Annotated in this window: 18 protein-coding genes; 14 read left to right on the forward strand and 4 right to left on the reverse strand. The window is 71.0% G+C overall.

Going from position 1 to position 20,113, the window contains the following annotated elements; genetic code table 11:
- Window positions 1–173 precede the first annotated feature (173 nt).
- The 8 genes from pcaDC (at window position 174) to ACWDZ4_RS08140 (ending at window position 6,772) form a co-directional block, all read left to right on the forward strand.
- Complete coding sequence (gene pcaDC / locus ACWDZ4_RS08105) at window positions 174–1,472, forward strand: bifunctional 3-oxoadipate enol-lactonase/4-carboxymuconolactone decarboxylase PcaDC (protein WP_451507578.1); 1,299 nt, start codon at window positions 174–176, stop codon at window positions 1,470–1,472.
- A gap of 44 nt (window positions 1,473–1,516) precedes the next feature.
- Window positions 1,517–2,149, forward strand: coding sequence for an MBL fold metallo-hydrolase (locus ACWDZ4_RS08110; protein ID WP_451507579.1), 633 nt, complete (start codon window positions 1,517–1,519; stop codon window positions 2,147–2,149).
- A 30-nt stretch (window positions 2,150–2,179) separates the two neighbouring features.
- Window positions 2,180–2,959 (forward strand): exodeoxyribonuclease III, encoded by a 780-nt coding sequence (locus ACWDZ4_RS08115; RefSeq protein ID WP_451507580.1) that lies wholly within the window; start codon window positions 2,180–2,182, stop codon window positions 2,957–2,959.
- 61 nt (window positions 2,960–3,020) lie between these two features.
- A complete protein-coding gene (locus ACWDZ4_RS08120; RefSeq protein WP_451507581.1) occupies window positions 3,021–3,467 on the forward strand; it encodes a DUF6278 family protein in 447 nt (148 codons plus the stop codon).
- A gap of 117 nt (window positions 3,468–3,584) precedes the next feature.
- Window positions 3,585–4,328 (forward strand): amino acid ABC transporter ATP-binding protein, encoded by a 744-nt coding sequence (locus tag ACWDZ4_RS08125; protein ID WP_451507696.1) that lies wholly within the window; start codon window positions 3,585–3,587, stop codon window positions 4,326–4,328.
- A 19-nt stretch (window positions 4,329–4,347) separates the two neighbouring features.
- A complete protein-coding gene (locus tag ACWDZ4_RS08130; RefSeq protein WP_451507582.1) occupies window positions 4,348–5,256 on the forward strand; it encodes a glutamate ABC transporter substrate-binding protein in 909 nt (302 codons plus the stop codon).
- Between the two features lie 14 nt (window positions 5,257–5,270).
- The gene (locus ACWDZ4_RS08135; protein WP_344491182.1) at window positions 5,271–5,915 is read left to right on the forward strand and encodes an amino acid ABC transporter permease; all 645 of its coding nucleotides are present in this window, start codon (window positions 5,271–5,273) and stop codon (window positions 5,913–5,915) included.
- Entirely contained in the window at window positions 5,912–6,772 is an 861-nt protein-coding gene (locus ACWDZ4_RS08140) for an amino acid ABC transporter permease (RefSeq protein WP_451507583.1), read from the forward strand. Before ACWDZ4_RS08135 ends, ACWDZ4_RS08140 begins: the two co-directional genes overlap by 4 nt.
- A 37-nt stretch (window positions 6,773–6,809) precedes the next feature.
- On the opposite strand, the gene ACWDZ4_RS08145 is transcribed toward ACWDZ4_RS08140, so the two are convergent.
- From ACWDZ4_RS08145 to ACWDZ4_RS08155, 3 genes are all read right to left on the reverse strand, one after another.
- The gene (locus tag ACWDZ4_RS08145) at window positions 6,810–8,420 is read right to left on the reverse strand and encodes a CocE/NonD family hydrolase (RefSeq protein ID WP_451507584.1); all 1,611 of its coding nucleotides are present in this window, start codon (window positions 8,418–8,420) and stop codon (window positions 6,810–6,812) included.
- Between the two features lie 205 nt (window positions 8,421–8,625).
- Window positions 8,626–9,813 (reverse strand): Ig-like domain-containing protein, encoded by a 1,188-nt coding sequence (locus tag ACWDZ4_RS08150; protein WP_451507585.1) that lies wholly within the window; start codon window positions 9,811–9,813, stop codon window positions 8,626–8,628.
- A 392-nt stretch (window positions 9,814–10,205) separates the two neighbouring features.
- On the reverse strand, window positions 10,206–10,367 hold the full coding sequence (locus ACWDZ4_RS08155; protein ID WP_451507586.1) for a hypothetical protein: 162 nt from the start codon (window positions 10,365–10,367) through the stop codon (window positions 10,206–10,208).
- A 19-nt stretch (window positions 10,368–10,386) separates the two neighbouring features.
- On the opposite strand from ACWDZ4_RS08155, the gene ggt reads away from it, so the two are divergent.
- The 6 genes from ggt to hydA all read left to right on the forward strand — a co-directional run bounded on the left by ggt (window position 10,387) and on the right by hydA (window position 18,062).
- On the forward strand, window positions 10,387–12,213 hold the full coding sequence (ggt, locus tag ACWDZ4_RS08160) for a gamma-glutamyltransferase (protein WP_451507587.1): 1,827 nt from the start codon (window positions 10,387–10,389) through the stop codon (window positions 12,211–12,213).
- A 115-nt stretch (window positions 12,214–12,328) separates the two neighbouring features.
- Window positions 12,329–12,727, forward strand: coding sequence for a PPOX class F420-dependent oxidoreductase (locus tag ACWDZ4_RS08165; RefSeq protein WP_451507588.1), 399 nt, complete (start codon window positions 12,329–12,331; stop codon window positions 12,725–12,727).
- Window positions 12,728–12,854: 127 nt separating this feature from the next.
- Complete coding sequence (locus tag ACWDZ4_RS08170) at window positions 12,855–14,267, forward strand: hypothetical protein (protein WP_451507589.1); 1,413 nt, start codon at window positions 12,855–12,857, stop codon at window positions 14,265–14,267.
- 185 nt (window positions 14,268–14,452) lie between these two features.
- Window positions 14,453–15,295: a nitrilase-related carbon-nitrogen hydrolase gene (locus tag ACWDZ4_RS08175; RefSeq protein WP_451507590.1), complete on the forward strand. Its 843-nt coding sequence runs from the start codon at window positions 14,453–14,455 to the stop codon at window positions 15,293–15,295.
- Window positions 15,292–16,587: an aspartate aminotransferase family protein gene (locus ACWDZ4_RS08180; protein WP_451507591.1), complete on the forward strand. Its 1,296-nt coding sequence runs from the start codon at window positions 15,292–15,294 to the stop codon at window positions 16,585–16,587. The genes ACWDZ4_RS08175 and ACWDZ4_RS08180 overlap by 4 nt, the downstream gene beginning before the upstream one ends.
- 83 nt (window positions 16,588–16,670) lie before the next feature.
- Window positions 16,671–18,062, forward strand: coding sequence for a dihydropyrimidinase (hydA, locus tag ACWDZ4_RS08185; protein WP_451507592.1), 1,392 nt, complete (start codon window positions 16,671–16,673; stop codon window positions 18,060–18,062).
- Between the two features lie 93 nt (window positions 18,063–18,155).
- On the opposite strand, the gene ACWDZ4_RS08190 is transcribed toward hydA, so the two are convergent.
- Window positions 18,156–19,337: a PP2C family protein-serine/threonine phosphatase gene (locus ACWDZ4_RS08190; RefSeq protein ID WP_451507593.1), complete on the reverse strand. Its 1,182-nt coding sequence runs from the start codon at window positions 19,335–19,337 to the stop codon at window positions 18,156–18,158.
- Window positions 19,338–20,113: the final 776 nt, after the last annotated feature.

Genomic DNA, 20,113 nt, shown 5'->3' on the forward strand with positions numbered 1-20,113 from the left:
CTGTTCGAGCAGCCCGGAGCCCATGCCAGTGGCCTCCCGTACCTTGGTTGGGGCGGCGGAATCGCCCGATGCCTCAGACGCTACGCGGCCCGCGAGGTATTCCACCTGGTCAGGGTCATACAGTCGTAACCCAGTCATATAGGGGCTGTCGTGACAGATGAAGGTGTGAACCCGTGAGCGAGACCAAGATCAATACGCTGCAATACCGCTTTGACGGCCCAGAAGACGCCCCGGTCCTTGTGCTGGGCCCCTCCCTCGGTACCACATGGCACATGTGGGACCGGCAGATACCGGACCTGACCCGCCACTGGCGCGTGTTCCGCTTCGACCTGCCGGGCCACGGCGGTGCCCCCGCGCACCCCGCCGGCTCCGTCACCGAGCTCGCGGAACGCCTGCTGGTGACCCTCGACATCCTCGGCGTGCAGCACTTCGGTTACGCGGGCTGCTCCATCGGCGGCGCGATCGGCGCGGAGCTGGCGCTGCGCCACCCCGACCGGATCGCCTCCCTGGGGCTCGTCGCGGCGTCGCCCCGGTTCGGCACCGCCGACGAGTTCCGCCAGCGTGGTGTGATCGTACGGACGAACGGCCTGGAGCCCATGGCGGCCACCGCGCCCGCCCGCTGGTTCACGCACGGTTTCGCCGCCGCGCAGCCGGCGATCGTGGAGTGGGCCGTCCAGATGGTCCGCACCACCGACCCCGGCTGCTACATCGCCGCCTGCGAGGCGCTGGCCGCCTTCGACGTACGCGCCGAACTGGGCCGCATCGGCATCCCGACCCTCGTCCTGGTCGGCTCCGAGGACCAGGTCACCGGCCCCGCCGAGGCGCGCACCCTGGTCGCCGGCATCCCGGACGCCCGGCTGGCGCTGGTCCCCGGCGCGTCCCACCTGGCCCCCGTCGAGCAGCCCGCCGCCGTCACGGACCTGCTCGTACGCCACTTCTCCACCGCCTGGCAGGCCGCCCCCGCCTCCACCACGGGCATGCAGGCGATCCAGCCCCCGCCCGTGATGCCGGTGATCTCCGCGCCCGTCGGCCCCGTCGCCGAGATCGGCCCGAGCGCACAGCCCGTCGCCGTACCGCAGCAGGGCGGCCGCCCCGACCCGTACGAAGCCGGGCTCAAGGTCCGCAGGGAGGTCCTCGGCGACGCCCATGTGGATCGCGCCCTCGCCTCCGCCGACGCCTTCACCGACGACTTCCAGGAGCTGATCACCCGCTACGCCTGGGGCGAGGTGTGGACCAGGGAGGGCCTCGACCGGCGTACGCGCAGCTGCGTCACCCTGACCGCGCTGGTCGCGGGCGGCCACCTGGACGAGCTGGCCTTCCACACCCGCGCCGCCCTGCGCAACGGCCTGACGCCCGCCGAGATCAAGGAGGTCCTGATCCAGACGGCCGTCTACTGCGGTGTCCCGGCGGCGAACTCGGCCTTCAAGGTGGCCCAGGCGGTCATCCAGGAGGAGACGACACCGCAGGCGTAGCCCGATGCCCGGGAACCCCGGGGCCCGGGAGGAGGATGTCCCGTATGAAACTGACCAAGAAGTCCCATGCCTGCGTCCGCCTGGAGAAGGACGGGCGGACGCTCGTCATCGACCCGGGCGGCTTCAGCGAGGAGGACGCCGCGGTCGGCGCCGACGTCGTCCTGGTGACGCACGAGCACCCCGACCACTTCGACGAGCACCGGCTGCGGGCCGGCCTGGAGGACAACCCGGCCGCCGAGCTCTGGACCCTGCGCAGCGTCGCGGACCGGCTCTCGGCGGCCTTCCCGGGCCGTGTGCACACCGTCGGCCACGGCGACACCTTCTCCGCCGCCGGCTTCGACGTCCAGGTCCACGGCGAGCTGCACGCCGTCATCCACCCGGACATCCCGAGGATCACCAACGTCGGCTACCTGGTCGACGGTTCGGTGTTCCATCCCGGCGACGCGCTCACCGTCCCCGAGCACCCCGTCGAGACGCTGCTGCTCCCGGTGATGGCCCCGTGGTCGAAGATCTCCGAGGTGATCGACTACGTGCGCGAGGTGAAGCCCCGGCGCGCCATCGACATCCACGACGCGCTGCTCACCGACCTCGCCCGGCCGATCTACGACCGTCAGATCGGCGGTCTGGGCGGCACGGACCACGGCCGGATGGCGCCGGGGGACTCGACGGGACTGTGAGTGTCGGACCCCGCCGATAGGCTGTCGTACATGCGTATCGCCACCTGGAACGTCAACTCGATCACCGCCCGGCTGCCCCGCCTGCTGGCCTGGCTGGAGAGCACCGGCACCGACGTGCTGTGCATCCAGGAGACCAAGACCACCGCCGAGGGCTTCCCGGCCGCCGAGCTGCGCGAGCTCGGCTACGAGTCCGCGGTCAACGCCACGGGCCGGTGGAACGGCGTGGCCGTGATCTCCAGGGCCGGCCTGGAGGACGTCGTCACGGGCCTGCCCGGCGGGCCCGAGTACGAAGGCGTCCAGGAGCCCCGGGCGGTCTCCGCGACCTGCGGCCCGGTCCGCGTCTGGTCGGTGTACGTGCCGAACGGCCGCGAGGTCGGCCACGACCACTACGCGTACAAGCTGCGCTGGCTGGAGGCGCTCAACAAGGCGGTGGCCGAGGACGCCGCCGGACCACGGCCGTTCGCCGTCCTCGGCGACTACAACATCGCCCCGGCCGACGAGGACGTCTGGGACCCCGCGCTCTTCGCGGAGTCCACCCATGTCACCCCGGCCGAGCGGGCGGCGCTCGCCGCGCTGCGCGAGACGGGGCTCCAGGACGTGGTGCCGCGCCCGCTCAAGTACGACCGTCCTTATACCTACTGGGACTACCGTCAGCTGGGCTTCCCGAAGAACAAGGGCCTGCGCATCGACCTGGTCTACGGCAACGCCCCGTTCGCCGCCGCGGTCAAGGACAGTTACGTGGACCGCGAGGAGCGCAAGGGCAAGGGCGCGTCCGACCACGCCCCGGTCGTCGTCGACCTCGACGTCTGACGGATACGGATCTTGGCGCGCCTGTGGTGAACATGCCGGGACGAATGCGAGGCTGAGCGATATGAAGAGCATCCCTTTCCTGGACAACTGGCTCAAGCACCGAGGCGCGGCGCGAGGTACGGCGGTGTTCGCCTCCGGTGCGGACAGCGACCTGGAGGGCCTGGCGGAACTGCTCGCCGAGTGCGAGCTGTTGCGCGTCCGGGCGGGGGACACCGGCCTTGAACTCGACGACTCCCCGGCCTCGCTGGAGGCCCTCGACCAGCTGACGCCGCTCTGGCGGGACGACCCCGAGGAGCTGCCCTGGCTGGGCAACGACGCGGGCCTCTACCTCGGGTCCGTGATCGTGCGTACGGTCCCCGGGGCCGCCTGGCGCCTGTGGCCGAACGGTCAGCCGGTGGTGCGGCTGGCCTCCGGCCGCGAGATCAACGTGGTGGAGGCCGGTCTGGACTGGGCGGTGGGCGGCGCCCCCGAGCTCTCCCAGGTGTACGCGGAGGCCGCCGAGTTCTGACCGCCCCGACTCTTTAGTGCCCCTTACGTCCCATTTTGGCGTGTCGAGCGCGAAGTCCCTTATCGGGATGGATAGTTTGCGCTGACCTCGACACAGCTGAGAGTGGGTAGGGCACGTATGGCCGTCGATCCGTTGATCGAGCTGCGTGATGTCAACAAGCACTACGGAACGTTGCACGTCCTGCGGAACATCAGTCTCACCGTCGGCCGCGGGGAGGTGGTGGTGGTCATCGGCCCGTCCGGCTCCGGCAAGTCGACGCTCTGCCGTGTGGTGAACCGGCTGGAGACCGTCGAGTCGGGCACGATCCTCATCGACGGCCGGCCGCTCCCCGAGGAGGGGCGCGGGCTCGCCGAGCTGCGTGCCGAGGTGGGGATGGTCTTCCAGTCCTTCAACCTCTTCGCCCACAAGACCGTGCTGGCGAACGTCTCCCTCGCCCAGATCAAGGTCCGGGGGCGGAAGAAGGAGGACGCCGACAGGCGCTCCCGCGAGCTCCTGGACCGCGTGGGCCTCGCCAGTCAGGCCGACAAGTACCCCGCCCAGCTCTCCGGCGGCCAGCAGCAGCGCGTGGCCATCGCCCGCGCCCTCGCGATGGACCCCAAGGTCCTCCTCTTCGACGAGCCGACCTCCGCGCTCGACCCGGAGATGATCAACGAGGTCCTGGAAGTCATGCGGCAGCTCGCCCGCGAGGGCATGACGATGGTCGTCGTCACCCACGAGATGGGCTTCGCCCGCTCCGCGGCCAACCGCGTCGTCTTCATGTCCGACGGCTGCGTCATCGAGGACCGCACGCCCGAGGAGTTCTTCACCGCCCCGGAGAGCGACCGCGCCAAGGACTTCCTCTCCAAGATCCTCAAGCACTGACGGGGCGGTGTACGGACAGATGCAGCGCAATTCCCGCAAGCTCGCCGCACTCGTGCTCCTCCTCACCGTCGCCGTCGCCTGCGGCAAGGAGGGCAGCCCGCCGGTGAAGGGCCCGCAACCCGACGAACTGCCCACGTACCGGGTGGCGGAGGACTTCCGGCTGCCCGGCTCCAGCACCTGGCAGAAGGCGAAGCGGCGCGGCGCCCTCGTCGTCGGCGCCAAGGAGGACCAGCCGTACATGGGTGAGAAGGACCCGGCCACCGGCGTCTACTCGGGCTTCGACATCGAGATCGCCAAGATGGTCTCCGCGTCACTGGGCTTCGACCCGAAGACCGTCCGGTTCCGGACGATCGCCTCGGCCAACCGCGAAACCGCCCTGCAGAACGGCCAGATCGACTACTACGTCGGCACCTACACCATCAACGACAACCGCAAGAAGCTCGTCGGCTTCGCCGGCCCGTACTACATGGCGGGCCAGTCCCTGCTGGTGCGCGCCGGCGAGGACGACATCGACGGGCCGCAGGGCCTCGACGGCGAGCGGGTGTGCTCCGCCGCCGGCTCCACCCCGTTCCAGCGGATCGAGGCGGACTACCCGAAGGCCGTTCTCGTCGCGTACGACACCTACTCCGTCTGCGTCGACAACCTGCTGACCTTCCAGGTCGAGGCCGTCACCACCGACGACACGATCCTGATGGGATACGCGGCCAAGGCCCCCGACGAACTCAAGGTCGTCGGCAGGCCCTTCTCGAAGGAGCCCTACGGCATCGGCGTCCCGCGCGGCGACAACGCCCTGCGCTCCGCCATCAACGACGCCCTCGCCGCCCACCAGAGGAACGGCGACTGGCAGAAGGCGTACGACGCGACCCTCGGCCTCTCCGGCAGAAAGGCCACCCCGGCCCCGCCCATCGACCGCTACCCGGCGAGCTGAGGGAGCCGTAAGCCATGGACGTACTCACCGACAACTTCTCCCTCTACGGCAAGGGTTTCCTCGGCACCGTCGAACTCACGGTCTACGCCTCCCTCCTCGCCCTCGCCCTCGGCTTCCTCATGGCGTCCTTCCGCGTCGCGCCCGTCGGCTCACTGCGGGCGCTGGGCACCGTCTGGGTCACGGTGCTGCGCAACACCCCGCTGACCCTGCTGTTCTTCGCGGTCCTGCTCGGTCTGCCGCGCTTCGGGCTCGTCCTGCCGTTCCAGCTCTTCGCGGTGATCGCGCTCGGCTGCTACACCTCGGCGTTCATCTGCGAGGCGCTGCGCTCCGGCATCAACACCGTGCCGCTGGGGCAGGGCGAGGCGGCCCGCAGCCTCGGCATGACGTTCGGCCAGACCCTCGGCGCGGTCGTGCTGCCGCAGGCCTTCCGCACCGTCATCCCGCCGATCGGCTCCACCCTCATCGCGCTCGCGAAGAACTCGGCGATCGCCGGCGCGTTCAGCGTCACCGAACTGCTCGGCACGTACAAGACCCTCAACGAGCTGGGCTACAGCATCATCTGGACGTTCCTCTGGATCGCCGTCGGCTACCTGATCATCACCCTGACCATCAGCGCGCTCTTCAACGTGCTGGAGAAGCACTGGGGAGTCGCCCGATGACCGCCGCTTCCACCGCCCTCTACGACATCCCCGGTCCCGCCACCCGCAAGCGGCACTTCCTGTACGGCGTGGTGTCGTCCCTGGTCATCGCCGCGCTGGCCGGCTGGGTGGTGTACCTGCTGTTCGACACCGACCAGTTCACCGCCGCCAAGTGGAACCCCTTCGCGTACGAGGGGATCCAGGAACTGCTGCTGCGCGGACTCGGCAACACCCTCAAGGCCTTCGCGTACGCCGCGGTGCTCTCGCTCGCGCTCGGCGCGCTCCTCGCGGCCGGGCGGCTCTCCGAGCACCGTCCGCTGCGCCTGCTGGCGACGCTGCTGGTCGAGTTCTTCCGCGCCATGCCCGTACTGGTGATGATCTTCTTCATCTTCGTGGCGCTGAAGGTCCAGCCACTGCCCGCCCTGGTGGCCGGACTGACGTTGTACAACGGCTCGGTGCTCGCCGAGGTGTTCCGTACGGGGGTCAACTCCGTGGAAAGGGGGCAACGGGAGGCGGCGTACTCACTCGGCATGCGCAAGACGCAGGTCATGACGTACGTCCTGGTGCCGCAGGGGGTCCGGGCGATGATGCCGACCGTCATCAGCCAGCTGGTGGTCGCGCTCAAGGACACTTCGCTCGGCTTCCTGATCACCTATGAGGAGTTCCTCCACGCCGGCAAACTCATCGCATCGAATCTCGACTACGATTTGCCGTTCATCCCCGTGGTGATGGTGATCTCGCCGATCTACATCGGGATGTGCATGCTGCTCTCCTGGTTCGCCCAGTGGGTGGCCAAGCGGGAGAAGCGCAGTCCCAAGACCGAAGCCGTGGACGTCGGCCCGGCCGAACCGGGGGCGCTGCTGCCGGGCGTTCGTTAGTACAAGGGGCACATGCCCGCCCGGCAGCAGCCGGAGATCACTTGTCGCGCAGCGGGACCGACACGTACGACGGGTCGGACTCGGGCGACGAGAAGGTCAGCTGCGAGCCGGTCGGGTTGTGCTCGATGTAGAGCGGGTCGACCGTGTCGATCACCAGGGCCAGCCGGTGGCCCGCCGGGACGTCGTAGGCGGTGGAGAACAGCTCCAGGTCGACGGTGAACGGCTTGCCGGGTGTCCGGCCGTGGAAGGTGTACGGCGCATTGCTGACCAGCTTGCCGAGGCCGAGCGGGCCCACGTCGTAGAGGTAGGCGACGAGGGTGCCGCTCTCCTTGGTGCTGGAGAGCGTCGTGTGGACCTTGGCGGTGCCGCGGACGCGCTGCGTTTCGGCGTACCGCTCGGACTCCCAGACCGAGGCGTAGGCACGCGGCAGCAGGGGTACGGACGCGACCGGCGGCAGCTTCAGGAACTGGTCGAGGGCGTTGGACAGCAGTACGACCCCGCCGTTGGCGCCGGAGTCGACGTTCGCACGGATGGTCCTGCTGCCCCCCGTGGAGATCTTCCGCCGGTCGGCGCCGACCGACTTCCAGTCGGGGTAGCCCTCGTACGCGCCGGTGGACCGGGGCTTGAGCTGGACCGGCTGTTCGCGGTCGATGCCGTTGGCCGCGCCGTTCAGATGGTGGTCGAACCAGCGCTGGGCGTTGGTCCAGACGTCGTTCGGGAGCCCGAGCAGGCCGGTGGCCTCGGCGGTGGCGTGGTCGCCCGGGCGCAGCTCCAGGCGCTTGGGGCCGGTGAGCTTCTCGTAGAACTCGGCGTACTGGTTGGGCGGGAAGATGGTGTCGCCCCAGGCGTTGCCCAGCATGATCGCCGAGCCGTTCCTGTTGATCTGATCGAGGTAGGTGGCGGGGGAGCGCTTCTTCCCCCACGCGATCATGTCCTGCTCCTTGGCCAGGTTGGAGCCGAGGAAGTCCTTCATCGTCTGCTGGAGCTCGGGGCTCGGGCGGCCGGTGAGCCGGCCGGCGCCGGTGAGCATCGCGGCGGCCTGGAGGTGCTGTGTACGGCCGGAGTAGATCGAGTCGATGAGGTCGGCCCAGCCGCTCAGCGCGACGACCGCCTTGATCCGCTTGTCGTGTCCGGCGGCGAGGAGGCTGATCCCGGCGCCGTACGAGACACCCGCCATGCCGATCTTCCCGGGGTCGGCCGGGGTGTGGGCGAGCGCCCAGTCGATCACCTTGGAGGCGTCGGCGATGTCCGGCGGGCCCGCGACCTCGATGGTGCCGCCGGACTGCCAGAAGCCGCGCGAGTTGTAGCTGACGACCACGTAGCCGGAGTCGGCGAGCTTCTTCGCCTGGGCGATGTACTCGATCTGCGGCATGGCCCAGCTGGTCGGCAGCACGATCACGGGGTAGGTGCGGCTGCCGTCGGCGCCGGCCGGAGTGAAGACGTTGGCTTTGAGTACGGTGCCGCCGTCGCCGGAGATGTCGACGAACCGTACGCCCGGGAGAGCCGAGGACGCCGCCGCGGGCTGCTGCGCCTGGGCGGCGGCGGCCTGGGCGGCGGGCGTCAGGCCGGTAGCGGTCCCGGCGAGCAGTACGGCGGCGGTGGCGGCACCGGCCGTAGTGGCGCGCAGAGACGTGTGGGGGTGTCTCACGGGTCACTCCTCACTTGTGGCAGTGGAAAAGTGACCCGACGGTAACCTCTGGCGCTTACCGCTGGTAACTCCCCGGTAAGTTACGTCGCGGTAACGATTGCTGTACGGCGTGTCAGCGGCGCCGACGGCGCGGGTGGTGCGGGCGGGGCGGGTGGTGCGGGCGGTGGCCGTCCGGAGCGGCCGTCCGGAGCGGCCGCCCGGCACATCAGCGCAGGGCGCTCAGGCTCTGCCAGCTCGCCCAGGAGGCGTTCCAGTCGCCGTAGCCGTTGTCGAGCGCGACCGTGCCCTTGGCGTCGTTGCCGGTCATCTCGAACGGGTCGCCGACCTGGACCTGGCCGTAGAGCCACGACGCGTCGTCGTCGCTCATCCCGATGCAGCCCGAGCTCTTGTTGGCCTTGCCGAAGTGGGCGGTGTTCCAGGGCGCGGCGTGCGCGTACATCCCGGACCAGGTGAGACGCATCGAGGAGTCGACCATCTTGTCGTAGGCGTCGCCGAGGCCCACGGTCTCGGAGCGCATGTTGATCGTGCCCTCCTTGGCCATCAGCACGGCCGTCCCGCGCCAGGATGCCTTGTCGCCGCCGGGGGTGCCGGCCGACATCGGCACGTCCTTGACCAGCCGCCCCTCGCGCATCAGCCGGAGGCGGTGGTTGTCGAGGTCGACCTTGACGACCTGGTCCCTGCCGACGGTGAAGTGCGTGGCGTAGTCGCGTACGAACCAGCGGCCGGCTCCCGAGCCGACGCCGCCCAGGTTCGCCTTCAGGGAGACCTCCGTGCCCGGCTTCCAGTAGTCCTTGGGGCGCCAGTCGACGCGGTCCTTGCCGGAGTAGTCCCGCATCCAGCCCCAGGAGCCCTCGGTGTGGTTCGAGGTGCTGACCTCGAGGCGCCTCTCGACGGCGGCCTTGTTCTTGACCGGGTGGTCGAAGACGACCGACAGCGGCTGGGCGATGCCGACCGTGGTGTTGTGGCCGGGGGCCAGGTTGAGCGTGTTGACCTTGTCGGACGCGGCCGTGGCGAAACCGGTCTTCGCGCTGCCGCCGCTCTGTGTCTCGGTCTCGACGGTGTAGCTGGTGCCGGGGGCCGTCTTGCGGGCGGACGTCCAGGACTTTCCGTCCGAGGACACCTTTCCGTCGAGCTTTCCGCCCTTGGAACCGCTCACCGTGACGTCCTTCAGGCTGTCGCCGGCGCTCTTCACCCGCACCGGCTCGCCCGCCCCGGCGTGCTCGCCCGTGGGGGTCACCGCGATCTCGGCGGGCTTTTCCGGCGGATCGGCCGCGTCCGCCCGGGCGGCCCCGCCGCCGGAGCAGGCGGTGAGTGCGACGGTGAGCGCCGCGGTGCCGGCCAGCAGATTGCGGTTGCGGTGGGGGGTGCGGACGTGGGGGTGTGTGCGGCTCAAGCGGCTCAACGGAAAACCTTCCGGTGCGATGTCTGTCGTCCCGAAGGGCCGATTGAACAGGGAGCGGCCGTACGAATGTCGAGAAAATCGCCCTATTCGTCTGTGACAAATGCCGCAGAAGGAGCAGCGGCTCTCCGGCCGCCCCGTGAGAAGCGCGGGGAACCGGGGCCGGAGAAGGGTCCTGGCCCGGCACCGGGGTCCGGGCGGCGCGGGCCGCGTCGGCGATGACTTCCGCCACATCCGGACCGTACGCCCGGGGAGGGATCACCTTCGGCGGCAGGCAGAAGGGGCTGGTGCCGAGGGTGCGGGCGGGGTGGAGAGGGGCGCTGCCTGGTGGGTGGCCGCGCGCCGCCCGCAGAAGAGGAACACCGGCCTCGCCCCCTGGTCGCCTGTCAGGCGCGCCGGCCGGGCGAAGCACTGATCCCGGCCGCGATCACGCCCGGCACGATGTCGCGCACGTCGTCGGTCACGGGGCGGCGCGCCGACGGCCCGACGCACCGGTGTTCGAGGAGTCCTGACGGGGCGGGCACGGTGAAGTTACGCTGCGCGGACACGCGTTGACTGGAGGTACGCATGCGCCGTTCCACGGCACGAGTGCTGTCGTTCTGGACCGCCGCCGCGGCGGTGGTGTCGGTGAGCGCGACCGCGTCGCCCGCCGCCGCTCCCACGGCATCACCGCCACCCCCCGCCAAGACGCCGGTCGCCGTCGGACACGGGGGAGCGGTCGCCAGCGTCGACGCCGACGCCTCCGCCGCCGGGATCGAGGTCCTGAAGCGGGGCGGCAACGCGGTGGACGCGGCGGTCGCCACGGCGGCGGCGCTCGGCGTCACCGAGCCGTACTCGGCGGGCATCGGCGGCGGTGGCTACTTCGTCTACTACGACGCCAAGTCCCGCACCGTACGCACGGTCGACGGGCGCGAGACCGCGCCGCTGAGCGCCGACGAGTCCCTCTTCCTGGAGAACGGCAAGCCCATCCCGTTCGACCAGGTGATGACGAGCGGGCGCAGCGTCGGCACGCCCGGCACCCCGGCCACCTGGGACACCGTGCTCGACCAGTGGGGCAGCAGACCGCTGCGCACGCTGCTCGCCCCCGCCGAGAAGCTCGCGCGCGACGGCTTCACCGTCGACTCCACCTTCCGCTCCCAGACCCAGGCGAACGAGGCGCGGTTCCGGGACTTCCCGGACACGGCGGAGCTGTTCCTGCCGGGCGGGAAGCTGCCGGCGGTGGGCTCCCGGTTCAAGAACCCCGACCTCGCGCGCACGTACGAGAAGCTGGCCCGCTCCGGTGTGGGCGAGCTGTACCGCGGCGACATCGCCCGCGACATCGTGCGTACGGTCCGCAAGCCCCCGGTCGATCCGGAGGCGACCAGGGTGGTGCGAGCGGGCGACCTGACGGCGAAGGACCTGCGCACGTACGGCACGCTCCGCCAGAAGCCGACGAAGGTCTCCTACCGCGGGCTCGACGTGTACGGCATGGCGCCGTCCTCGTCGGGCGGTACGAGCGTCGGCGAGGCGCTCAACATCCTTGAGCGCACCGACCTGAGGCCCAAGGCCACCTCGCGGGCGCAGTACCTGCACCGCTTCATCGAGGCGAGCCGGATCGCGTTCGCGGACCGGGGCCGGTGGGTCGGCGACCCGGCTTTCGAGGACGTCCCCGTGAAGGGCCTGCTGTCCCAGCGGTTCGCCGACTCGCGGGAGTGCCTCATCAAGGACGACGCGGTGCTGAAGAGCCCGCTCGCGCCGGGTGATCCGCGGGGGTCCGGCGGTGGCGGGTGCGGTGCGGCGGGGACGGCGGCCCCGACGCCGTACGAGGGCGAGAACACGACGCACCTGACGACGGCCGACAAGTGGGGCAACGTCGTCGCGTACACCCTCACCATCGAGTCGACCGGCGGCAGCGGCATCACCGTTCCCGGCCGGGGCTTCATCCTCAACAACGAGCTGACGGACTTCTCCTTCGCGCCCGCCAACCCGGCGGTCCACGACCCGAACCTGCCGGGGCCCGGGAAGCGTCCGCGCTCGTCGATGGCCCCGACGATCGTGCTGGAGGACGGCCGCCCGCTGCTCGCGCTGGGCTCCCCGGGCGGCGCGACCATCATCACGACGGTGCTCCAGACCCTGACCGGCCACCTGGACCGCGGGCTGCCGCTGGTCGAGGCGATCGCGGCGCCGCGCGCGAGCCAGCGCAACGCCGCGACGACGGAGATCGAACCCGGCCTGTGGAACAGCCCGTTGCGGTCCGAACTCGAATCCATCGGTCACGCCTTCAAGCGGAACCCGGAGATCGGCGCGGCGACGGGCGTCCAGCGGCTCCCGGACGGGCGGTGGCTCGCGGCGGCGGAGAAGGAGCGGCGGGGCGGCGGCTCGGCGATGGTGGTGGCGCCGAGCGGTACGCCGTAACCCCTGAACCCCTGCGGGGCCTGCCCTCGGCCGGACGGACTCCCCGGAGCCCGTCCGGCCGAGCCGCCGCCGGAGCCGGCCGGGGCCGGGCGGCGTACGACGTAGTCTCACCGGCATGACTTCCGACCAGGACGCCCCGCTCGCCGTGCTCGGCCGCAGCCCGTACGTCAGCCTGACCACCTTCCGCAGGAACGGCACCGGGGTCGCCACACCGGTGTGGGCCGCCTCCGACGGCATCGAACTCTACGTATGGACCAGGGCCGACTCCTGGAAGGTCAAGCGCCTGTGCAACGACAAGCGGGTCGTGGTGACGGTGTGCGACGTGCGCGGACGCGTCAAGGACGGCGCGCCGTCCGCCGAGGGCACCGCGCGGCTGCTGGACACGGAGGGCCTGCGCACGGCGCGCAGGCTCCTCGCGCGCAAGTACACCTGGCAGTTCTGGCTCACCGACGTGCCCGCCACGATCGTCCGGCTCGGCAAGCGCCCGCACGTCGGTATCGCCATCAGCCTCTGACTCCGGCCGCCATGAGGAGTCTGCGCCTGGTAAGAAAACCGCCCGTAGCGGTGCCGTAACACGACTGCGGTCCAATACCTGCGGACCGGACCGGACGGTTTCGGGGTGGTGGCAGGGGCGGGCGGTTATGGCGACAGGCCGACACTCGTCGCGGGGCGAGGAGTTCGCGCGCTGTCTGGGCGAACTGACGGCGCTCGTCGACACGGGCGCCGGCTGGTACGGCGCCTTCCGGCAGCGCGACCCCGAAGGCGTGCGCGCCTGGCTCACCGGCGGCGAACTCCCGCCGCGGGACGTCCTGGAGGCCCTCCTCCAGGACCTGGCCGCGCGGCACGGCACGGCAGCCGCCGCGCGTGCGGCCGTACGCGCGCGGGAGCTGCACACGGCGGCGGCCGCCGCCCAGGACCGGCGTCCGGGCGGGCGCGAGGCGCTGGTGGAGCGGCTCGGGGCGATGCGGCGCGAGCAGGCGTACGCCGCCGAACACGAGCGGGAACTGGAGCTGGAGCTGGAGCTGCGTCCACGGGAGCCGTCCGGCGGTTCCGACGGGCAGGGGCTCGACGTCCGGCTGGCGTGGGCGCGCGACGACCACGGACGCGCGAGGGCCCGCTGCGCGGAGTTGAGTGCGCGCCTGGCGGCCCTGGACGCGCTGCCCTCGCCGCCTCGGGGGCGCCTCCCGGCCCGTCCTCCGGCTCCGGAATCGTGGTTCCGCAGGGAGGCGCCCGAGGCCGCCGACGCCTCGGAGGGCCCGAAAGCTGCCGCACCGGCGTGTCCGGCCCAGCCGAATCCAGCCCGCCCGGTGCGTGAGGACGCCCCCCGACGGAGCCCCCGTGGGGCCCGCTACGCCGGGCTCGACGACGACGGGAGCGCTGTGTCCGCCATGCCCGCGGCGCTTCCCGTTCGGGCTGCCGCTCCCCGGGGCGCCCGGTACGCGGGGGTGGACGGGCCGGAGACCGCCGCCGCGACGGACACCGCGGGCCTCGCCCAGGACACCCGCGCCGACGCCCGCGCCCGCGCCGACGCCCGCGCCGTCTCCGACACCGTCGCCGTGCTCGTGCGGCTGCGCGCTCAGGGGCGTACCGGCGAGGCCCACGTGCTCCTCTGCGAGGCCGCCGGCCGGCCCCCGGCCCTGCTGCCCGCGCTCGCCGCCGCCCTGCACCGCGCCGGGCTCGGCGCCGACTGGGCCACCCTCCTCTGGGAGGTGGCCTCGCTGCCGCCCGACCGGGTCGCCGCCGTCGCCGCCGCGCTCGGCGCCGCGGGGCTCGCCGACGACGGCCGGCAGCTGCTGCGGCAGGGCGTCGCGCGCCCCGCCGCCGAGATCGCGGCCACGCTGATCGCCCTGGACGACGCGGGCGGACACGAGCACGAAGTGCGGGCGCTGGCCGAGGCGTTCGTACACGTACGTACGCCCGAGGACGTCGCCCGGGCCGCGCGGACCGACCCGCGCCGCCTCTCCCCGCTGCTGCTCGACGCCGCGCGCCAGGTGTCACAGGGCCGGTACCGGGACGTCGTCCACGCCCTGCGGGTGGCCGGCGCCGCGCCGTAACCACTGCGAGGCGCGTGAACACCGCAACGCCCCGTGTCACTCCCTCGGGTGCGAAACGTGATCGACTCCGCGGGTTGACGGCGATGGTCTTGCCCCACTCCTCGCCGGGGCTTACGTTCATCCCTCTACGTCCCGAAATCTACGGGCGTAGAAGGTCTCTGACGTCCCGCTGAAGGAGACAAGTCATGGCCAACGTCGTACGCGCCGCACTCGTCCAGGCGACCTGGACCGGCGACACCGAATCCATGATCGCCAAACATGAGGAGCACGCCCGCGAGGCGGCCCGGCAGGGCGCGAAGATCATAGGGTTCCAGGAGGTCTTCAACGCCCCGTACTTCTGCCAGGTGCAGGAGCCCGAGCACTACCGGTGGGCGGAGGCCGTCCCGGACGGGCCGACCGTGCGCCGCATGCAGGACCTCGCCCGCGAGACCGGCATGGTGATCGTCGTCCCCGTCTTCGAGCGCGAGCAGTCCGGCTTCTACTTCAACACCGCCGCCGTGATCGACGCCGGCGGCGGTTACCTCGGCAAGTACCGCAAGCACCACATCCCCCAGGTCAAGGGGTTCTGGGAGAAGTTCTACTTCAAACCGGGGAACCTGGGCTGGCCCGTCTTCGACACGGCCGTCGGCAAGGTCGGCGTCTACATCTGCTACGACCGCCACTTCCCGGAGGGCTGGCGCCAACTCGGTCTGAACGGCGCTCAGATCGTCTACAATCCCTCCGCCACCCACCGCGGCCTCTCCGCCCACCTCTGGCAGCTGGAACAGCCCGCGGCCGCCGTCGCCAACGAGTACTTCGTCGCCGCCATCAACCGCGTCGGCCAGGAGGAGTACGGCGACAACGACTTCTACGGCACCAGCTACTTCGTCGACCCGCGCGGCCAGTTCGTCGGCGAGCGGGCCGGTGACAAGGAAGAGGAACTCCTCGTCCGGGACCTGGACTTCGACCTCATCGAGGAAGTACGCCGGCAATGGGCGTTCTACCGGGACCGCCGGCCCGACGCGTACGAGGGACTGGTGAACCCGTGACCCAGGCGATCAACCTGCACGACCGCCACAAGGCCGTCATCCCCGACTGGGTCTCGCTCTACTACCGGCAGCCGATCGAGATCACCCACGGCGAGGGCCGGTACGTGTACGACGCCGACGGCAAGCGCTACCTCGACTTCTTCGGCGGCATCCTCACCACCATGACCGCCCACGCGCTCCCCGAGGTCACCAAGGCCGTCAGCGAGCAGGCCGGCCGCCTCATCCACTCCTCGACGCTCTACCTCAACCGCCCCATGGTCGAGCTCGCCGAGCGCGTCGCCACCCTCTCCGGCATCCCCGACGCCCGGGTCTTCTTCACCACGTCGGGCACCGAGGCCAACGACACCGCCCTGCTCCTCGCCACGACGTACCGCCGCTCGAACCAGATCCTGGCGATGCGCAACAGCTACCACGGCCGGTCCTTCTCCACCGTGTCCGTCACCGGAAACCGCGCCTGGTCCCCGACCAGCCTCTCCCCGCTCCAGACGCTGTACGTCCACGGTGCCGTCCGCTGCCGGGGCCCGTACGCCCACCTCTCCGACGCGCAGTTCACCGAGGCGTGCGTCGCCGACCTCGAAGACCTCCTCGGCCAGACGGGCGGCCGGGTCGCCGCGCTCCTCGCCGAGCCCGTCCAGGGCGTCGGCGGGTTCACCTCACCGCCCGACGGCCTGTACGCCGCGTTCCGCGAAGTCCTCGACCGGCACGGCATCCTGTGGATCACCGACGAGGTGCAGACCGGGTGGGGACGTACGGGCGAACACTTCTGGGGCTGGCAGGCCCACGGCCAGAACGGCCCGCCGGACATCCTCACCTTCGCCAAGGGCATCGGCAACGGCATGTCCATCGGCGGCGTCGTCGCCCGCGCCGAGGTCATGAACTGCCTCGACGCCCACTCCATCTCCACCTTCGGCGGCAGCCCCGTCACGATGGCGGCGGGCCTCGCCAACCTCAACTACCTCCTGGAACACGACCTCCAGGGCAACGCCCGGCGCGTGGGCGGCCTGCTCATGGAGCGGCTGCGCGCGATCACCGCCGGTGTGCCGTGCGTACGCGAAGTGCGCGGCCGGGGCCTGATGGCGGGCATCGAGCTCGTCAAGCCCGGCACCGACGAGGCGGCGCCCGAGACGGCGGCGGCCGTACTGGAAGCGGCGCGCGAGGGCGGCCTGCTGATCGGCAAGGGCGGCGGCCACAACACCGCCGTACTGCGCATCGCCCCGCCCCTGACCCTGACCGTCACGGAGGCCGAGGAAGGCGCACGCATCCTCGAGAAGGCCCTGAGGAACGCACAGTGAGCCGCGGAGCCGCCTCGGGAGCCCCGCCACCTCCCGAGGCGGCTCCGCCCGTCGCTTTTCCCGGACCCGAAGGGAGCAGAACCGTGAACCGTACCGTTGTCCGCGGAGGGCTCGTCATCACGGCCTCCGACGAGATCCACGCCGACGTGCTCATCGAGGGAGGCCGCGTGGTGGCCCTGGCCACCCACGGCAGCCACGGGTGGACAGCCGACCACGTCGTCGACGCGGTGGGGAAGTACGTGATCCCGGGTGGGGTCGACGCCCATACGCACATGGAGATGCCCTTCGGCGGCACCCTGGCCTCGGACACCTTCGAGACGGGGACCCGGGCCGCGGCCTGGGGCGGCACGACGACCGTCATCGACTTCGCCATCCAGCCCAAGGGCGGTTCTCTCGGTGAGGGACTCGACACCTGGCACGAGAAAGCGGAGGGGAAGTGCGCGATCGACTACGCCTTCCACATGATCATGTCGGACGTGAACGAGTCCTCTCTGAAGGAGATGGACCACCTCGTCTCGCTCGGCGTCAGTTCGTTCAAGCTCTTCACGGCGTACCCGGGGGTCTTCCTCTCCGACGACGGCCAGATCCTCCGGGCCATGCAGCGTGCCAGCTCGAACGGCGCTCTGGTGATGACGCACGCGGAGAACGGCCTCGCCATCGACGTTCTGGTGGAGCAGGCGCTGGCGCGCGGTGAGCGGGATCCGCGCCATCACGGCGAAGTACGGAAGGCGCTCCTCGAAGCGGAGGCGACGCACCGGGTGATTCGGCTCAGCCAGGTGGCGGGCGCGCCGGTGTACGTGGTGCACGTGTCGGCGCGGGAGGCCGTGGCCGAATTGGCGCGGGCTCGTGACGAGGGCCTCCCGGTGTTCGGGGAGACGTGCCCGCAGTACCTCTTCCTGTCGACCGACAACCTGGCGGAGCCCGGTTTCGAAGGAGCGAAGTACGTGTGCTCCACTCCGCTGCGGCCGGCGGATCACCAGGAGGCGCTGTGGCGGGGGCTGCGTACGAACGACCTGCAGGTGGTCTCCACGGATCACTGTCCCTTCTGCTTCAAGGGGCAGAAGGAGATGGGCCGGGGCGACTTCTCGAAGATCCCGAACGGCCTGCCCGGGGTCGAGAACCGCATGGACCTGCTGCACCAGGCCGTCGTCGACGGTCGCATCAGCCGCCGCCGCTGGATCGAGATCGCCTGTGCGGCGCCGGCCCGGATGTTCGGCCTGTACCCCAGGAAGGGCACGATCGCGCCGGGCGCGGACGCCGACATCGTCGTCTACGACCCGCATGCCGAGCAGACCATTTCCGCCGGGACGCACCACATGAACGTCGACTACTCGGCGTATGAGGGCAAGCGGGTGACCGGGCGGGTGGACACGGTCCTGTCCCGCGGCGTCCCGGTGATCGACAACCGCGCGTACGTGGGGCACGCGGGGCACGGGGCGTACCTGCCGCGAGGACTGTGCCAGTACGCGAACTGAGACCCGCGGCGCTGTCGCGGTGAGGCCGCCGGCCGTCCCCCGGCGTCGCCCGAGGGCCGCCAGTGCCCCGGCCGGCGTCGGAAGGCTCCCTGCCTAACCCGTCGTGGTGCGACCGAACCAGTCCAGGCACAGAACCAGCGCGTCATCGGCATCGTCGTCACGGTACGACGCCAGTTCCTGCAGGACGGCCCGCGGCACCGCGGCGGCGGGCAGGGCGCCGGCGGCCTGGATGGCGCGTTCCAGCGCCCGCTCGCCGTACAGCTCACCGGCCTCGGACACGGCCGCGTAGACACCGTCGCTCACAAAGACCAGGCGGTCGCCGGGGAGGGCCTGAAACTCCTGGGCCGCGTAGGCGGTCTCGTCGAACATGCCCAGGGGAAGCTGCGCCTCGAATTCGATGTGCTCCACGGCCTTGCCCCGCTGACGCCACAGCTGTGGGGAGCCGGCATCCACTACGCGCCCGCGTCCGGTGGCCAGTTCGAAGGACAGCAGCAGGGTCGAGACGTGCGCCGCCCCGTGGTACTGCGCGTAGATGGCCTGGTCGGCGAGCGCGGCCTGGTCGGCGATGCCGATGCCGGCGCGGCGGGCGTTGCGCAGCGCGTTGACGGCGAGGTTGGTGAGGAGGGACGCCTCGATGCCCTCGCTCATCCCGTTGGTGACGGTGAGGGTGAGGGTCTCGGCGGTGGCGGCCCAGTCGAAGTTGTCGCCGTGGATGGCGTACGCCGGCTCCAGCTGGGCCCCGATGGCGTACTCCTGGCGGGAGCAGGCCCGGGCGGGCAGCAGCTGCCACTGCATCTCGGCGGCCAGGGTGAGTCTGCTGGCGCGGCGGGCCTGGAGGTAGAGGTCGGTGTCGCGCTCGGCGACGACGATCTCGTGCCCGAGGACTTCAGCCAGCTCGGTGAGTTCTTCGAAGGTGTCGAAGGTGCATCGGTGAGGGGGGAGGCGCACGGTCAGGATCCCGAGCCTGTCCCCGCGGACCGTCACCGGAAGGTGCAGATCCACGGCCCCGTCCTGGGCCGCGTACCGCCCGTACGGCTCCTGGCTGCCGAAAGCGTGGCCTTCCGGGGTGGAGTGGACGGGCAGCGGTTTCGCGGTGTGAGGCAGGGTGGTCACCGGCTGCAGGACGGTGAGGCTGTAGTCGGCCATGAGCAGATCGACCTCGATGGCTTCGTAGTGCTCGGTCAACGCGGAGCGCACGGCGCGGAGGAGGTCATGAGGTGCGGCAGTGCGTAGAGCGCGTCCCACAGCAAGAGGGTTTGTCACGGTTGGAGCCATTTCATCGATACGTAACCGTTTTGTTGGGCGGCGGAACGCGGTGCGCGCGCAGGCGTGCGGCGGCATCGCCCGTGCGTCGCCCCGCGGGAGCGCCGCACGAGGCTGCGAGGTGCCCCGGGCGCAGGGAACCACACACTGTTGCCGCGTCGGTAATGTTGCCATACGGCAAGGGTTTGCCCGCGTGGGGCCTCCCGAACCGTCGGCCGCCCGGTCGGCAGTCCGGGCCGGGGCGCCGCCCCCGGTGTCCCGCGCCGCGCTGAAGGCGTCTTCTTCCGCAGCGCTCGAGGTGCTGGAGGGGCATGCGCGGCGCGAGGCGGCGCCGGCTGATCTCGTATCAGGTCGTGTTCCCGGCGGGCTTCTCCGTGCCGCCGCCCTCGCCCCCGCGCGCCGTGAGGCCGGCCGCACCCGCACACATCGGCGTCACGACGGCGATCGCCTTGGTCGTACTCATCGGTATTGCCCCCTTGTCACGGGCGGTTCTCCCTCGTCCGTGTGGTGTGACGGCTGATCAGCAGCCTTGACTGACACCTCGGGTACCCCGGTTCCGCGGATCTGCACGTATTCGCCTTCTTGTGTGGGTGGCGAGGCGGGTCTGTGCAAGGGGGGCCGCTGGGCAGGGCCGTGCCGGTGTTCATCGGTGGAGCCGCTGGTGGCCGGGCCGGGTGTGCCGCTCCGGCCGGAGCGCTTCCCGCTTCCCTTCCTCACGCGCGACGTGCTTATATTTGCCGCACGGCAACAGTTCTGTTGGCGGCATGCTCGAAGGCAGTGAGACTGGC

It is taken from the genome of Streptomyces sp. NPDC003016, from assembly GCF_053591455.1.

Coding starts and splice junctions, on each gene's coding strand:
- ACWDZ4_RS08110 (WP_451507579.1), top strand. CDS start 1,517: ATGAAACTGACCAAGAAGTCCCATGCCTGCGTCCGCCTGGAGAAGGAC.
- ACWDZ4_RS08115 (WP_451507580.1), top strand. CDS start 2,180: ATGCGTATCGCCACCTGGAACGTCAACTCGATCACCGCCCGGCTGCCC.
- ACWDZ4_RS08120 (WP_451507581.1), top strand. CDS start 3,021: ATGAAGAGCATCCCTTTCCTGGACAACTGGCTCAAGCACCGAGGCGCG.
- ACWDZ4_RS08125 (WP_451507696.1), top strand. CDS start 3,585: ATGGCCGTCGATCCGTTGATCGAGCTGCGTGATGTCAACAAGCACTAC.
- ACWDZ4_RS08130 (WP_451507582.1), top strand. CDS start 4,348: ATGCAGCGCAATTCCCGCAAGCTCGCCGCACTCGTGCTCCTCCTCACC.
- ACWDZ4_RS08135 (WP_344491182.1), top strand. CDS start 5,271: ATGGACGTACTCACCGACAACTTCTCCCTCTACGGCAAGGGTTTCCTC.
- ACWDZ4_RS08140 (WP_451507583.1), top strand. CDS start 5,912: ATGACCGCCGCTTCCACCGCCCTCTACGACATCCCCGGTCCCGCCACC.
- ggt (WP_451507587.1), top strand. CDS start 10,387: ATGCGCCGTTCCACGGCACGAGTGCTGTCGTTCTGGACCGCCGCCGCG.
- ACWDZ4_RS08165 (WP_451507588.1), top strand. CDS start 12,329: ATGACTTCCGACCAGGACGCCCCGCTCGCCGTGCTCGGCCGCAGCCCG.
- ACWDZ4_RS08170 (WP_451507589.1), top strand. CDS start 12,855: ATGGCGACAGGCCGACACTCGTCGCGGGGCGAGGAGTTCGCGCGCTGT.
- ACWDZ4_RS08175 (WP_451507590.1), top strand. CDS start 14,453: ATGGCCAACGTCGTACGCGCCGCACTCGTCCAGGCGACCTGGACCGGC.
- ACWDZ4_RS08190 (WP_451507593.1), bottom strand. CDS start 19,337: ATGGCTCCAACCGTGACAAACCCTCTTGCTGTGGGACGCGCTCTACGC.